Source organism: Methylobacterium sp. Leaf87, assembly GCF_001422775.1.
Classification (GTDB): domain Bacteria; phylum Pseudomonadota; class Alphaproteobacteria; order Rhizobiales; family Beijerinckiaceae; genus Methylobacterium.
Genome location: NZ_LMMI01000034.1, coordinates 186,235 through 199,213, shown reverse-complemented (window position 1 = coordinate 199,213; position 12,979 = coordinate 186,235). Strand labels below are relative to the sequence as shown.

11 protein-coding genes and 1 other RNA gene are annotated in these 12,979 nt (G+C 68.4%); 4 read left to right on the top strand and 8 right to left on the bottom strand.

Annotated elements, in window-relative coordinates:
* Window positions 1-28: 28 nt before the first annotated feature.
* Complete coding sequence (recR, locus tag ASF22_RS15735) at window positions 29-634, bottom strand: recombination mediator RecR (protein ID WP_056171814.1); 606 nt, start codon at window positions 632-634, stop codon at window positions 29-31.
* 340 nt (window positions 635-974) lie between these two features.
* Here recR and ASF22_RS15730 point away from each other — a divergent pair, with 340 nt between their 5' ends.
* Window positions 975-2,594 (top strand): phosphoenolpyruvate carboxykinase, encoded by a 1,620-nt coding sequence (locus ASF22_RS15730; protein WP_056266033.1) that lies wholly within the window; start codon window positions 975-977, stop codon window positions 2,592-2,594.
* Window positions 2,595-2,636: 42 nt separating this feature from the next.
* On the opposite strand, the gene ASF22_RS15725 is transcribed toward ASF22_RS15730, so the two are convergent.
* From ASF22_RS15725 to ffs, 3 genes are all read right to left on the bottom strand, one after another.
* Window positions 2,637-2,957, bottom strand: coding sequence for a YbaB/EbfC family nucleoid-associated protein (locus tag ASF22_RS15725; RefSeq protein ID WP_056266031.1), 321 nt, complete (start codon window positions 2,955-2,957; stop codon window positions 2,637-2,639).
* 69 nt (window positions 2,958-3,026) lie between these two features.
* The gene (locus tag ASF22_RS15720; RefSeq protein ID WP_056266027.1) at window positions 3,027-4,919 is read right to left on the bottom strand and encodes a DNA polymerase III subunit gamma/tau; all 1,893 of its coding nucleotides are present in this window, start codon (window positions 4,917-4,919) and stop codon (window positions 3,027-3,029) included.
* Between the two features lie 67 nt (window positions 4,920-4,986).
* Window positions 4,987-5,083, bottom strand: an RNA gene (gene ffs / locus ASF22_RS23255) — signal recognition particle sRNA small type.
* A gap of 72 nt (window positions 5,084-5,155) precedes the next feature.
* On the opposite strand from ffs, the gene ASF22_RS15715 reads away from it, so the two are divergent.
* A complete protein-coding gene (locus tag ASF22_RS15715; RefSeq protein ID WP_056171807.1) occupies window positions 5,156-5,629 on the top strand; it encodes a DUF5991 domain-containing protein in 474 nt (157 codons plus the stop codon).
* Window positions 5,630-5,659: 30 nt separating this feature from the next.
* Here the strand turns inward: ASF22_RS15715 and ASF22_RS15710 are convergent, their stop codons facing one another.
* Window positions 5,660-5,923, bottom strand: coding sequence for a PepSY domain-containing protein (locus ASF22_RS15710; RefSeq protein ID WP_056266025.1), 264 nt, complete (start codon window positions 5,921-5,923; stop codon window positions 5,660-5,662).
* Between the two features lie 155 nt (window positions 5,924-6,078).
* Here ASF22_RS15710 and ASF22_RS15705 point away from each other — a divergent pair, with 155 nt between their 5' ends.
* On the top strand, window positions 6,079-7,614 hold the full coding sequence (locus ASF22_RS15705; protein WP_056266022.1) for a YifB family Mg chelatase-like AAA ATPase: 1,536 nt from the start codon (window positions 6,079-6,081) through the stop codon (window positions 7,612-7,614).
* 1 nt (window position 7,615) lies between these two features.
* Here ASF22_RS15705 and ASF22_RS15700 read toward each other — a convergent pair whose 3' ends face one another.
* The 3 genes from ASF22_RS15700 to ASF22_RS15690 form a co-directional block, all read right to left on the bottom strand.
* Window positions 7,616-9,049: a mannose-1-phosphate guanylyltransferase/mannose-6-phosphate isomerase gene (locus ASF22_RS15700; RefSeq protein WP_056266020.1), complete on the bottom strand. Its 1,434-nt coding sequence runs from the start codon at window positions 9,047-9,049 to the stop codon at window positions 7,616-7,618.
* Between the two features lie 57 nt (window positions 9,050-9,106).
* Complete coding sequence (gene scpA, locus ASF22_RS15695; protein ID WP_056266170.1) at window positions 9,107-11,272, bottom strand: methylmalonyl-CoA mutase; 2,166 nt, start codon at window positions 11,270-11,272, stop codon at window positions 9,107-9,109.
* A 182-nt stretch (window positions 11,273-11,454) separates the two neighbouring features.
* Window positions 11,455-12,363: an N-formylglutamate amidohydrolase gene (locus tag ASF22_RS15690; protein ID WP_056266016.1), complete on the bottom strand. Its 909-nt coding sequence runs from the start codon at window positions 12,361-12,363 to the stop codon at window positions 11,455-11,457.
* 219 nt (window positions 12,364-12,582) lie between these two features.
* On the opposite strand from ASF22_RS15690, the gene ASF22_RS15685 reads away from it, so the two are divergent.
* Window positions 12,583-12,939, top strand: a complete 357-nt coding sequence (locus ASF22_RS15685) for a response regulator (RefSeq protein ID WP_003603128.1) — start codon at window positions 12,583-12,585, stop codon at window positions 12,937-12,939.
* The last annotated feature ends 40 nt before the right edge of the window (window positions 12,940-12,979 follow it).

Genomic DNA, 12,979 nt, shown 5'->3' with positions numbered 1-12,979 from the left:
GCGGTCAAATGACCCGTGCGTCCGCCCGTCAGAAGGGTGTGCGGCTGCGGATGGCGGCCGTCAGCGTGCCCTCGTCGAGGTAGTCGAGTTCGCCGCCCACCGGCACACCGTGGGCGAGGCGGGTGATCTTCAGTCCATGGACCTTCAGCGATTCGGTGACGTAATGCGCCGTGGTCTGACCGTCGACCGTGGCGTTCAGCGCTAGGATGATCTCGCGCATGGCCGGGTCGCCGGCGCGCGCCACGAGGCTGTCGAGGTTGAGGTGCTCCGGCCGCACGCCGTCGAGCGCCGACAGTACGCCGCCGAGCACGTGGTAACGGGCCGTCACCGCGCCCGAGCGCTCCAGAGCCCAGAGGTCTGAGACGTCCTCCACCACCACGAGGGTCGAGGGGTCGCGGCTCTCGTCGCGGCAGATGGTGCAGGGCTCGGCGGTATCGACGTTGCCGCAGGCGCTGCACACGACGATGCGCTCCGAGGCGACCCGCATGGCGTCGGCCAAGGGAGCGAGCAGGGTTTCCCGCTTCTTGATGAGCTGCAGGGCCGCGCGCCGGGCCGAGCGCGGGCCGAGGCCCGGCATGCGGGCGAGGAGCTGGATCAGGCGCTCAATCTCGGGACCGGCGACGGCTTGGGGCATGAACGGTCCGTCTGGGCTCGTGCGGATGGCCCGAGGCCACCACATGGTTCAAGCGGGATAGCGGGTGAGGCGTACCCGGCGAAAGTAGGAATCCTCCACACATAGGGTCGCGCCGCTCCGGTTTCGCCCCCGCAGGCCTACGCCCGCGCGGGATACGGAGAATTCAAATTTCTTTTTCCATTGTCGCAAACGTGATTTGTCGGCAAGATTTGAGGAACCGAGCACAAACGGTGACTCGTGGGGCGGCGAACCTGCGCGCGGCGGACCTGAACGACCGCGCGGACGCCCCACACACGAGTCCGGCCCGGCGGAGCGATCAGGGGCCCGAGGAGGAACGCGCATGACCAACATCGGACTTTTCAATTCGGGCCACGGCGCGGAGGCCATCGGCCTGCGCCAGCTGAAAGCCGTGCATTGGAATCTCGAAGCTCCGCGGCTCTACGAAGAGGCGCTGCGCCGCAACGAGGCGGAACTCGCGCAGGGCGGCGCCCTGGTGGCGACCACGGGAAGCCACACGGGGCGCTCGCCGAAGGACAAGTTCGTGGTGCGCGACGAGGGCACCGAGAACGAAGTCTGGTGGGAGAACAACGGCGCGATCACGCCCGAGCAGTTCGAGACGCTCTATCAGGATTTCCTCGGCCATGCCGAGGGGCGCGAACTGTTCGCCCAGGATCTCCATGGCGGCGCCGACCCGTGCCACAGGGTCAAGGCCCGGGTGTTCACCGAGCTCGCCTGGCACTCCCTGTTCATCCGCAACCTGCTGATCCGGCCCGAGCGCGAGACCCTGTCGGATTTCGTGCCGGAACTGACGATTATCGATCTGCCGAGCTTCGAGGCTCAGCCGCATCGCCACGGCTGCCGCTCGAAGACGGTCATCGCCATCGATTTCTCGCGACGCCTCGTGCTCATCGGCGGGTCGGCCTACGCCGGCGAGATGAAGAAGTCGGTCTTCACCTACCTCAATTACCGGCTGCCCAAGGTCGGGGTGATGCCGATGCACTGCTCGGCCAACGTGGCCCTCGACGAGGCCGGCCAGTCGGCCCTGTTCTTCGGCCTGTCGGGCACGGGCAAGACGACCCTCTCCAACGACTCCTCGCGCATGCTACTCGGCGACGACGAGCACGGCTGGAGCCCGGATGGGATCTTCAACTTCGAGGGCGGCTGCTACGCCAAGACCATCCGCCTCTCCCGGAACGCCGAACCCGAGATCTACGCCACCACCGAGCGCTTCGGCACGGTGATGGAGAACGTGGTCATCGATCCCGAAACCCGGGTGCCCGATTTCGACGACGCCTCCCGCACGGAGAACACCCGCTGCGCCTATCCCCTCGACTTCATCGCCAATGCGAGCACCACGGGACGCGCCGCGCACCCGAAGAACATCGTCATGCTCACCTGCGATGCGTTCGGGGTGATGCCGCCCATCGCACGGCTCACGGGGGCAGAGGCGATGTACCACTTCCTCTCGGGCTACACCGCCAAGGTCGCGGGCACCGAACGCGGCCTGACGGCCCCGGAGGCGACGTTCTCGACTTGCTTCGGGGCGCCGTTCATGCCGCGTCACCCGAGCGTCTACGGCAATCTGCTGCGCGACCTCATCGCGAAGCACGCGGTCGACTGCTGGCTCGTGAACACCGGGTGGACCGGGGGTGGTGTCGGCACGGGCCGACGCATGCCGATCCGCGTGACGCGCCGCCTGCTCACGGCAGCCTTGGACGGATCCCTGTCCCAGGTCGAATTCCGACGCGATCCGTATTTCGGGTTCCAGGTGCCGGTCTCGGTGCCGGGCGTCGAGGCGCAGGTGCTGTCACCCGTGGAAACCTGGACCAACAAGGCGGCCTTCGCTGAAACGGCAACGCGCCTCGTCGCCATGTTCCAGGAGAACTTCAAGCGCTTCGCCGAACACGTCGACGCCGACGTGCGGGCGGCCGAGCCGTCCGCTCAGGCGATCGCAGCCTGATCTCTCGAAGGGGGCGACCTGCGGGTCGCCCCCTTCGAGCCCCTAAAAGAGTTTCAGGCCGGGCGGCAGGGGCAGGCCCTTCGTCAGCTCGCCCATGCGCTCGGCGGCGACCTGCTCGGCCTTGCCCCGGGCGTCGTTCATGGCGGCGACGACGAGATCCTCCAGGATCTCGCGCTCATCCGGGTTCATCAGGGTCGGATCGAGCTGCACGCCCTTCACCTGTCCCTTGGCCGTCATGGTCACCCGTACGGCGCCGCCGCCGGAGGCGCCCGATACTTCGACGGTGTCGAGTTCACCCTGCAGGGCGGCCATCTTCTCCTGCATGGCCTGCGCCTGCTTCATCATGCCCATGAGGTCGCGCATGCTCGTAATGTCCTTCGGCTGTATCGGGTGAGGCGTTCAGGCTGATCTGGGGACGGAGCGGCGCCGGCGCTATGCCTCGCCGTCCGTGTCTTCGGTCTCGGCCTCGCCCGTCGGCGGAGCCTCGACCGCAATCTCAGGGGTCTTGTCGCGCACGTCGACGATCTGGGCACCGGGGAAGCCCGCCATCACCGCACGCACGAGGGGATGGGCGGCGGCGCTCTGATGACGGGTTTCCGTCGCGGCCCGTGCCGTGGCGTCGAGGGTCGGCTCGCCGGCCTCCTTCGACAAGGCGACGATCCAGCGCCGGCCCGTCCACAGGTCGAGGGCCTTGGCGAGGTCGTTGGCGATGGTCTGGCGCCCGCCCTCCGCGAGACGGAACTCGATGCGTCCCTCCTCGAAGCGCACGAGATGGACCTCGCGCTCCAGGGCCATCTTCAGGCCGATGTCGCGCTTGGTGTCGGCCAGCGCGACGACGTCTGCAAAGCGCGTCAGCCGTGGGCCTTCTGGTTCGGGGGAGGGGGCTTGGCTCGGTGCGGGCGCCTGACTCGGCATGGGTGAGGGCGCGACCATCGATAGGGCCGGACGGCCACCGCCGCCGGCCGCCATGGACAGGGCCGGGCGCGGCGGCGGCTCGGACGAGAAGATCGGGATCGGCGGCAGGGCCGGGCGCCCCTGCGCCGTGACGGGTGCGGAACTGGCGTGGGTGTCAGCCGGTGTCCGGGCCGGAGCCGCCAGGGCCTCGCCCTTGAACTGGCGCAGGGCTTCGTCGGGGGTCGGCAGATCGGCCGCGTAGGCGAGGCGCACCAGGGCCATCTCGGCGGCGGCCAGCGGCCGCGTCGCAGTCTGTACTTCCGGAATCGCCTTGAGGAGGATCTGCCACGCCCGCGATAGCACCCGGACGGAGAGCTTGCCCGCGAATTCGCCGCCGCGCGACCGCTCCGCCTCGCTCAGGGTCGGATCGGCCGCGGCCTCCTCCGGCACCAGCTTCAGGCGGGTGACGAGGTGGGTGAAGCTCGCGAGATCCGACAGGATCACGGCGGGGTCGGCGCCCGCCTCGTACTGGCCGCGCACCTCGGAAAAGCTCGCCGGAATGTCGCCGCGCATCACCGCCTCGAACAGGTCGACGATACGGCCCCGGTCGGCCAGACCCAGCATGTCCCGTACGCCCTGGGCACTCACGTGTCCGGCGCCGTGCGCGATGGCCTGATCGAGGAGCGAGAGGGCGTCCCGCACCGAGCCCTCCGCCGCCCGCGTGATCGCGGACAGTGCCTCGGCATCGGCCTCGACACGCTCGGCGGCGCAGATCCCGGCCAGATGCGACACCAGGGTGTCGGCCTCGACACGGCGGAGATCGAAGCGCTGGCAGCGCGACAGGATCGTCACCGGGACCTTGCGGATCTCGGTGGTGGCGAACACGAACTTTGCGTGAGGTGGTGGCTCCTCCAAGGTCTTCAGGAAGGCGTTGAACGCCTTCTCGGAGAGCATGTGGACCTCGTCGACGATGTAGACCTTGTAGCGGGCCGAGACGGGTGAATAGCGGATGCCGTCGATGATCCCGCGCACGTCGTCGATGCCCGTGTGCGAGGCGGCGTCCATCTCCAGCACGTCCATGTGCCGGGATTCCATGATCGCCTGGCAGTGGCGCCCGAGTTCGGGCATCGCGATGGTGGGACCGGTGTCGGGATGGCCGTCGCGGACGTAGTTCAGGCCCCGCGCCAGGATGCGGGCCGTGGTGGTCTTGCCGACGCCGCGCACGCCCGTCAGCATCCACGCCTGGGGGATGCGGTTGGCCGCGAAGGCGTTGGCCAGGGTCCGCACCATGGCGCCCTGTCCGATGAGGTCGTCAAAGTTCTGGGGGCGATACTTGCGGGCGAGCACCCGATAGGGCGTCGCGGACGCTTGCGGCTCGGGAAAACCCGGAAGGCCGGGGGCGTCGCTCGGAGTGCCGGAGGTCGCGTCCATGCCGCCTTCGCGTGGGTTGGCGCCGCCCTGGTCGGAGGGATGCCGCCACGCGGGCTATAGATCGAAAGGTGGGAGGCTGGACGAAGACCCGCTCGGTCTCGTTAGGGCTGCTTCCTTCCGGACCTGACCCGGTTGGCGAGTGAAACGTCCCTCGCCAACCTCCCGTGCGCTATATGGCCGGGGCCGGCGGCGGATGCAAGCGGCCGGACCGCAGCAGTGACACGGGAGAGCGAGGCATGGCTTCATTTCGGGCGCGGGCGCTCCACACCGCCTTGATCCTATCGGCCAGTTTCATTGCGCTGGGGACCACGGTGTCGGGGCAGGCTCCCGCTCAACCCTGGGCCGGACACTACGCCTTCGTACACGATGGCGGCCGCACGGCCGGTGGTTCTCCCATCGTCGTCACGTATCGCCTCGACATCGCGTCGGGCCGGGGAAACCGCGACTGTCTTCTCAGGATCGAAGGGTTTCAGACCGACGAGACCATCGTCTGCAAACTCGATGGCGACGCGACCTCGGTCGCGGTGAAATTCCACACCTACGGCGATGGGCGGCTCGTGAACGCCTACGGCACGAAGCTCTACGAGATCGGAAAGACGTTGTTCGCCCTACGCCGGACCGGACCGGTGGTTCTCACGGAGTGGCAAGCTCTGGGTCCGGACGGCGTCCGCCGGGGCACGGCGGGCACCGCGTTCGAACGGCAGCGGTGATCCTCTCGGGAGCGACCGCTGCCGTTCGCCTTACTCGGGCTTGCGCTTCACGATCGCAAAGGTCTTCGGGTCGAGCTTGAGGTCGAACTGCTTGCCGTTGGCGTCGAGGGCGTCGTCCACCTCGATCTCGTCGCTCTCGACTTCGATCTTCTTCCACTTGGTGAAGCCCGCCTCCTTCAGCACGGCGTCGATCCGGGTCAGCTCGGCGGCGGTGGGCTCGCGGTCCGCGCGGGCCGCACCGGTAAGGGCGAGGCCGAGGGCGAGTGCGGCGAGGCCGGTGGTCTTGAACGACATGTGAACTCCTTAAAGACGGTCGAGGTGGGGTGCGAACGACGCACCGCATGATCCGGTTCCCGGTCCCTGAGAAGTCCTGCGCGCGTTAAGGTTGTTTCTGACCGAACTGCCGCCTACGCTTGTATCCGTCGAGCCGTCCAAAAGGGTTGAGAGCCATGGTCACCCGCGTCGCCACCGTCGCCTTCGAGGGAATCGAGGCGCGGGCCGTCGATGTGCAGGTGCAGATCGCGCCCGGTCTCGTCGCCTTCACGGGGGTGGGGCTCGCCGACAAGGCCGTGGGAGAATCCCGCGAGCGGGTGCGCTCCGCCCTCATCGCCTCGGGGCTGGCGCTGCCGGCCAAGCGCATCACCGTCAACCTCGCGCCGGCCGATTTGCCCAAAGAGGGCTCCCATTACGATCTGCCCATCGCGCTCGCTGTCATGGCGGCCATCGGCGCCCTGCCGGCCGATGCCCTGGCCGGCTACTGCGTGCTCGGCGAACTGGCGCTCGACGGCACCATCACGGCGGTCTCCGGCGTGCTGCCCGCCGCAATGGCGGCCAATGCCCGCGGCCTCGGCCTCATCTGTCCGGCTGCCACCGGGCCAGAGGCGGCTTGGGCGGCGGGCGACATGGACGTACTGGCACCGCGCTCGCTCATCCAGCTCGCCAACCACTTCAAGGGCACGCAGGTGTTGGCCCGTCCCGAACCCGCCATCGCCGCGTCGGGCGGTCCACTGCCGGACCTGCGCGACATCAAGGGCCAGGAGGGTGCCAAGCGTGCCCTGGAAATCGCGGCGGCCGGATCGCACAATCTCGTGTTCAATGGCCCGCCCGGGGCCGGTAAATCGATGCTGTCCGCCCGCCTACCCTCGATCCTGCCGCCGCTCTCCCCGCGCGAACTCCTCGAAGTCTCCATGATCCAGTCCGTCGCCGGTGCCCTCAAGGATGGGGCGCTGTCGAACCGTCGGCCGTTCCGGCAGCCGCATCACTCCGCCTCGATGGCGGCTCTGGTCGGCGGCGGGATCAACGCCCGGCCGGGCGAGGCGTCGCTCGCCCATGGCGGCGTCCTGTTCCTCGACGAATTGCCAGAGTTCACCCCACAGGTGCTCGATTCCCTACGCCAGCCCATGGAGACGGGGGAGATCATGATCGCCCGCGCCAACCACAGGGTGACCTATCCGGCCCGCTTCCAGCTCGTGGCGGCCATGAACCCGTGCCGCTGCGGTCAAGCCCTCGAGCCGGGCTACGCCTGCCGCAAGGGTCCGAACGAGCGCTGCGTCGCGCAGTACGGTGCCCGCATCTCCGGGCCTCTCCTCGATCGCATCGATCTGCGCATCGAAGTCGCCGCCGTCACCGCCGCCGACCTCATCCTGCCGCCGCCGGCGGAAGGCTCGGCCGAGATGGCGGCCCGGGTCGCCGCCGCCCGCGCCCTGCAGACGGCACGTTACGCTGCCCGGGATCTTGGACCCAGCGTCACCAACGCCTCCTGCCCGGCCACGGTGATCGAAGCGGTGGCGGCGCCCGATGCGGAAGGGGCCGCCCTGATCCGGAGCGCGGCCGAATCCATGCGCCTCTCGGCCCGCGGCTTCCACCGCACCCTGCGGGTGGCACGCACGCTGGCCGACCTCGACGGCGAGGCCCAGGTCCGTCGCATCCACCTCGCCGAAGCCCTGTCCTACCGCGGCCGCGCCGATCGGCCGGTGGCGGCGTGACTCAGCGCCCGTAGATGTCCTCGACCCGGATGATGTCGTCCTCGCCCGTGTACGAGCCGACCTGGACCTCGATGAGTTCGAGGGCAATCCTGCCCGGGTTGGTAAGGCGGTGCATCGAGCCGATGGGCAGGTAGACCGCTTCGTTCTCGTGGACGAGGACCACCCGGTCGTCGACGGTGACTTCGGCGGTGCCCCGCACCACCACCCAGTGCTCGGCCCGGTGATAGTGCTTCTGCAAGGAGAGTCGGCCGCCCGGCGTCACCATGATGCGCTTCACCTGGAAGCGTTCGCCGATGTCGATGCGCTGGTACCAGCCCCAGGGGCGGTACATCCGCCGATGGGCGTCGGCTTCCGGATGGGCCTTCTCGCGAAGCTGGGCGACGAGGTCCTTGACCTGGCCGGAGCGGGCCTTCGAGGTCACCAGCACGGCGTCCGGAGTCGCCACCACCACCACATCGTCGAGGCCGACCACGGTGGTAAGGAGTTCGCCCTCGCTGTGGATCAGGCTACCGTGGGTGTCGATGGTCTCGACCCGGCCGCGCACGGCATTTCCCGACGCGTCGCGGGGCAGGACTTCCCACACGGCGTCCCAGGTGCCGACGTCCGACCACGGGAACGAGACCGGGAGCACGCCGGCCCGCTCGGTCCGCTCCATCACGGCGTAGTCGATGGAGGTCTTCGGAGCCCGCGAGAAGGCGGAGCCGTCGAGGCGCAGGAAGTCGAGGTCGACCTGCGCGGCGTCGAGGGCCGCCCGGGTCGCCGACAGGATCTCGGGCGCCCGCGCTTCGAGCTCGGCCAGCATCACGTCGGCGCGGAACAGGAAGTAGCCGGAGTTCCACAGGGCGCCCTCGCCGATGAGGCGCTCGGCCCCGTCGCGATCCGGCTTCTCGACGAAGCGCTCGACGGCGTAGGCGCCCGGCACCCCATCGAGGCCCGCTCCGCGCCGGATGTAGCCATAGGCGGTGGCCGGCCCCGTCGGTTCTATGCCGAGGGTCATAATCCGGCCGGCCCGCGCACCGATGGCGGCAGCCTGCGCGGCGGCGACGAAGGCCGGCGTATCGCCGATGACGTGATCGGCCGCCAGGATCAGAACGACGGCTTCCGGATCGCGGCGGGCCGCATGCAGGGCCGCGACCGCCACGGCTGCGGCCGAATCCCTGCGCTCGGGCTCCAGCACGATGTCGGCCTGCACGCCGGCCTGGAGCAGCTGCTCGGCGACGATGAACCGTGCCTCGGCGTTGCTGATGATCGTCGGGCGACCGAACACGGCGGGATCCAGCACACGGCGCGCCGTGTCCTGGAAGGTCGAGCTGTCGGCGTTCACCAGGGGGGTGAACTGCTTCGGCATGCTCTCGCGCGAGGCCGGCCACAGGCGCGTACCCGACCCACCGCACAGGATCACGGGGTGGATCAGTTCGGAACGTGCCTGTGCCATGGTCGATCACTCACGCGAGGGGAGGGCCAGGGTCCAGCATGGACCGGGCCGCGTGGATCATTCCGCCGCTTGGCGCGCGGCGTAGCCCAGGCGGCCGTTCAACTCCTGGATGAGCTTGACCGCCGCCTCGGCGATGACGGTGCCGGGCGGGAAGATCGCCGAGGCGCCCGCTGCATGGAGAGCGGGGTAATCGCTCGGGGGAATGACGCCGCCGATGACGATCATCACGTCCTCGCGCCCCTGCGCGGTGAGCGCGGCCTTGAGTTCCGGCACCAGGGTGAGGTGGCCGGCGGCGAGCGACGAGACGCCGACGATGTGGACGTCGTTCTCAACCGCCTGCCGGGCGGCCTCGTCCGGGGTGGCGAAGAGCGGCCCGATATCGACGTCGAAGCCGAGATCGGCGAAGGCCGAGGCGATGACCTTCTGGCCGCGGTCGTGGCCGTCCTGTCCCATCTTGGCGACGAGGATGCGCGGACGGCGCCCGTCGTTTTCCTCGAACGCTTCCACGAGATGACGGACCGTCTCGACTGCCGGCGACATGCCACCCACCTCCCGCTTGTAGACGCCCGAAATCGAGCGGATCTCGGCCCGGTGCCGACCCCAGGCCTTCTCCAGGGCATCGGAAATCTCGCCCACGGTGGCCTTGGCCCGCGCCGCTTCGATGCCGAGTGCCAACAGGTTGCCTTCGCCCTGCGCCGCCTCGGTCAGTGCTGCGAGGGCCGCATCGACATCGGCTTGGCTGCGCTCGGCGCGCAGGCGCTTGAGCTTGTCGATCTGCAGCATGCGGACGTTGCCGTTGTCGACGCGCATGAGCTCGATGGCGCGGTCGTCGTCCGGCTTGAACTTGTTGACGCCCACGATGGTCTGCCGGCCGGAATCGATCCGGGCCTGGGCGCGGGCGGCCGCCTCCTCGATGCGCAGCTTCGGGATGCCGGCCTCGATGGCTTTCGCCATGCCACCCAATTCCTCGACCTCGCGAAGATGCTCCCAGGCGCGGGCGACGATGTCCTGAGTCAGCTTCTCGACGTAGTACGAGCCGCCCCACGGATCGACCACGCGCGTCGTGCCACTCTCCTGCTGCAGGAACAGCTGGGTGTTGCGGGCGATGCGGGCGGAGAAGTCTGTCGGCAGCGCCAGCGCCTCGTCCAACGCGTTGGTGTGAAGGGACTGGGTGCCGCCCTGCGTCGCCGCCATCGCCTCGATGCATGTGCGGGTGACGTTGTTGAACACGTCCTGCGCCGTCAGCGACCAGCCGCTCGTCTGCGAATGGGTGCGCAGCGGCAGGGACTTGTCGGTCTTCGGCTCGAATTCCTTGACGAGCTTGGCCCAGATCAGGCGCGCGGCCCGCATCTTGGCGATCTCCATGAAGAAGTTCGTCGAGATCGCCCAGAAGAACGACAGACGCGGGGCGAATTGATCGATGGTCAGGCCGGCGGCGAGGCCCGCCTTGATGTACTCGACGCCGTCGGCGAGCGTGTAGGCCAGTTCGAGGTCGTTCGTCGCCCCGGCTTCCTGCATGTGGTAGCCGGAAATCGAGATCGAATTGAACTTCGGCATGTTCTTCGACGTGTAGGCGAAGATGTCGCCGATGATCCGCATCGAACCCGCCGGCGGGTAGATGTAGGTGTTGCGGACCATGAACTCCTTGAGGATGTCGTTCTGGATCGTGCCCGCGAGCTTCTCCGGCGGCACGCCCTGCTCCTCGGCCGCCACGATGTAGAGGGCCAGGATCGGCAGCACGGCGCCGTTCATGGTCATCGAGACGGTCATCTCGTCGAGGGGAATGCCGGAGAACAGTGTCCGCATGTCGTAGATCGAGTCGATGGCGACGCCCGCCATGCCGACATCGCCCGACACCCGCGGGTGATCGGAATCGTAGCCCCGGTGGGTCGCGAGATCGAAGGCCACCGACAGGCCCTTCTGCCCAGCGGCGAGGTTGCGCCGGTAGAACGCGTTCGAATCCTCCGCCGTGGAGAATCCGGCATACTGCCGGATCGTCCAGGGCTGGGTGACGTACATGGTCGGGTACGGCCCGCGCAGGAACGGCGCCACGCCCGGATAGGTGTTCAGGAACTCGATGCCCTCGCGGTCCTCGGGTCCGTAGACGCCCTTCACCGGAATGCCCTCGGGGGTCATCCAGGGCTCGCCCATCGGCGGCACCGGGGCGGCAATGGCATCGGCCGCGTAGGCGACGGCGGTGAAATCGGGAATGCGGGAGGGCATGGATGCGTGCTCGTGCGGCGGCGTGTTGCCCGGCATTATAGGTAAGCGCGCGAGCCGGGCTACTCCTATCCACCGAACGGCTGGCTCGAGGTCACGAAAATTTCGCGCGCCGTGTCTGGCCTTAAAATAATTTTTTTCCTCGGGATCGGGCGGTTTTGCCGGCGACTGGGCGATGGCTCGCTTCACTCCGCCGCCATTCGGCGCGGCGCCCAGTCCTCGACTTCGGCTGCCACCGCCGCGACGACGGTCCGCAGGTGCCACACCAGTTCCGAGAAGCCCCGCCCGAGGGCGAGGCTCGATTCGTTCATGTAGAGGGCACGGTTGATCTCCACCTGAAGGGCGTGGCGTCCGAGATTCGGTTCGCCGTAATGTTCGGTGATGAAGCCGCCCGCATAGGGCTTGTTGCGCAGGGTGCGGAATCCACGGGCACGAAGGTGGTCCTCGAAAGCCCCGATGAGCTCGGGCGCGCAGGCGGTGCCGAACCGGTCGCCGAGGATGAAGTCGGCCCGTGCGGACTCGTCCCGGCCGAGGCTCGAGGACGGCATCGAATGGCAATCGATGAGGATGGCGTGGCCGAAATCGCGGGCGGTGCGCTGGATCAGTCCGCGCAGGGTGCGATGATACGGTTTGTAGAGAGTCTCGATCCGGGTGACCGCGTCCTCCACCGGTAGGCGTCCGCGATAGATTTCCTGTCCGTCGGCGACCACTCGCGGCACGGTGCCGAGGCCGCCGGCCACCCGCATGGAGCGTGTGTTGGCGAACGCCGGCAATCGCCCGTCGAACATGCGTGGGTCGAGTTCGTAGGGCTCGCGGTTCACGTCGAGGTAGGCCCGGGGGAAGTGCGCGCTCATGAGCGGCGCGCCGAGATCCACCACCGGCGCAAACAGCCGGTCGACATGCGCGTCCTCCGACCGACGCAGGGTCAGGGCGTCGAGGCGTGAGGCCTCGACGAAGGCGCGCGGATACACGGCCCCGGAATGGGGCGCATTGAACACGAAGGGGAGGGTGTGGGCCTCAGGCTCGTCCACGCGGAAGGGCGGGTCGAACCAGGGATGTTCCGGAGAATCCGGAGGGGAGAGCGGTTCTGTCATCGCGGCGCGGGCGCCTCGGTCCGGGCGGGAAAACGCATGGCGCCACTGTGCGGGGCCGTGCGGGCCGTGTCTACCGTCACGGCACCCGTCGCCCGCAGGCCACGGTGCCGTCGCACACCAAGCCCGGGGGGCGGCCGGCGTCCGCTAGCAACGTTCTGTTTACCAAGCTGGTGCTTTGTGGAAAGAACACAGCAACTCAAGGGCACAAGGCAACGTTCGATGAAGATCCTCCTCGCGGAAGACGACAACGACATGCGCCGGTTCCTGGCCAAGGCGTTGCAGAATGCCGGCTACGACGTGCTCTCGTTCGACAACGGCCTCTCGGCCTACAACCGGCTGCGCGAGGAGCCGTTCGAGCTGCTCCTCACGGATATCGTGATGCCCGAGATGGACGGCATCGAGCTGGCGCGCCGCGCCACCGAGCTCGATCCCGACATCAAGGTGATGTTCATCACGGGTTTCGCAGCTGTGGCCCTCAACCCGGATTCGAAGGCTCCGAAGGACGCCAAGGTGCTGTCGAAGCCGTTCCATCTGCGCGACCTCGTCAACGAAGTCGAGAAGCTGCTCGCGGCCTGAAAATCGCCTCAGGCCCCGCGGAACGCCGCAGTAGGAAGAG

Coding starts and splice junctions, on each gene's coding strand:
- ASF22_RS15705 (WP_056266022.1), top strand. CDS start 6,079: ATGGTCACCCGCGTCGCCACCGTCGCCTTCGAGGGAATCGAGGCGCGG.
- ASF22_RS15720 (WP_056266027.1), bottom strand. CDS start 4,919: ATGGACGCGACCTCCGGCACTCCGAGCGACGCCCCCGGCCTTCCGGGT.
- scpA (WP_056266170.1), bottom strand. CDS start 11,272: ATGCCCTCCCGCATTCCCGATTTCACCGCCGTCGCCTACGCGGCCGAT.
- ASF22_RS15730 (WP_056266033.1), top strand. CDS start 975: ATGACCAACATCGGACTTTTCAATTCGGGCCACGGCGCGGAGGCCATC.
- ASF22_RS15700 (WP_056266020.1), bottom strand. CDS start 9,049: ATGGCACAGGCACGTTCCGAACTGATCCACCCCGTGATCCTGTGCGGT.
- ASF22_RS15715 (WP_056171807.1), top strand. CDS start 5,156: ATGGCTTCATTTCGGGCGCGGGCGCTCCACACCGCCTTGATCCTATCG.
- recR (WP_056171814.1), bottom strand. CDS start 634: ATGCCCCAAGCCGTCGCCGGTCCCGAGATTGAGCGCCTGATCCAGCTC.
- ASF22_RS15690 (WP_056266016.1), bottom strand. CDS start 12,363: ATGACAGAACCGCTCTCCCCTCCGGATTCTCCGGAACATCCCTGGTTC.
- ASF22_RS15710 (WP_056266025.1), bottom strand. CDS start 5,923: ATGTCGTTCAAGACCACCGGCCTCGCCGCACTCGCCCTCGGCCTCGCC.
- ASF22_RS15725 (WP_056266031.1), bottom strand. CDS start 2,957: ATGCGCGACCTCATGGGCATGATGAAGCAGGCGCAGGCCATGCAGGAG.
- ASF22_RS15685 (WP_003603128.1), top strand. CDS start 12,583: ATGAAGATCCTCCTCGCGGAAGACGACAACGACATGCGCCGGTTCCTG.